The sequence below is a fragment of the Streptomyces cahuitamycinicus genome (genome assembly GCF_002891435.1).
Lineage (GTDB): Bacteria > Actinomycetota > Actinomycetes > Streptomycetales > Streptomycetaceae > Streptomyces > Streptomyces cahuitamycinicus.
This window is the reverse complement of record NZ_POUC01000882.1, coordinates 1-982: the sequence shown is the minus strand read 5'-3', so window position 1 is coordinate 982 and position 982 is coordinate 1. Positions and strand designations below refer to the sequence as shown.

The window sequence follows — 982 nt, the reverse complement described above, 5'->3', positions numbered from 1 at the left end:
GGCGGGGACTGAGGTGACCGGCCCGGACGGGTGACGGACGGGGTGCTGACCGGGGGAGCCGTCGCCCTCACGGAGAGGCGCCTTGTCGGGGGCGCGGGGAACGGCGCGACCAGCCCCCCATGACGCCGCACCGGACCACGTACACCTACCTATACCTACGGCTTGCGCCCCACCCCGCAGTACGCGTCGACGGCGGCACCGGAACCGGCGTCGCCGGAAGCCCCGGGCCGCCATTCGGGAACCCTCACCACGCCGGGCTCCACCAGCTCCAGCCCGTCGAAGAACCCGGCGATCTCGGCGACCGGACGGACGTAGTACGGCACCGCACCGCTCGCGTTGTACGCATCCGACGCGGCGATCATGCCCTCGCTGGTCGCGGTGCTGTCGCTGATCACCAGGTGGCTTCCGGCGGGCAGCCCGGCCATGAGCCGCCGGACCAGCTCGCGGGCCCGCTCGTAGTCGGCGACGTGGCCGAGGGTGTTGAGGATCATCAGGCCGACCGGCCGGGAGAGGTCGAGCGTGCCGGCGGCGGCCTTCAGGACGGCCTCGGGGTCGTACAGGTCGGCGTCCAGGTACGCGGTCCTGCCCTCGGCGGTGCTGGTGAGCAGGGCGTTGGCGTGGGCCAGCACGATGGGGTCGTTGTCGACGTAGACGATCCGGGCGTCCGGAGCGACGCGCTGGGCCACCTCGTGCGTGTTGTCGGCGGTGGGCAGCCCGGTGCCGACGTCCAGGAACTGCCGTACGCCCTGTTCACCGGCGAGGTACCCGACGGCCCGCCCCAGGAAGCGGCGGCTCGTGACCGCGACGTCGACGAGCCCCGGGAAGATCGACTTGATCTGGTCGCCGATCTCGCGGTCGACCTCGTAGTTGTCCTTGCCGCCGACGAAGTAGTTCCAGAAGCGGGCCGAGTGCGGCTTGGAGGTGTCGATGCGGTCACGCAGGATGTCGTCGGACACGGCGGGGCCTCCAGGGGGGCGGGGAA

Annotated in this window: 1 protein-coding gene; it reads right to left on the bottom strand. The window is 71.9% G+C overall.

Translation table 11 applies throughout. From position 1 onward, the window contains the following. Window positions 1-155 precede the first annotated feature (155 nt). A complete protein-coding gene (locus tag C1J00_RS43645) occupies window positions 156-956 on the bottom strand; it encodes an SAM-dependent methyltransferase (protein WP_102914251.1) in 801 nt (266 codons plus the stop codon). Window positions 957-982 lie beyond the last annotated feature (26 nt).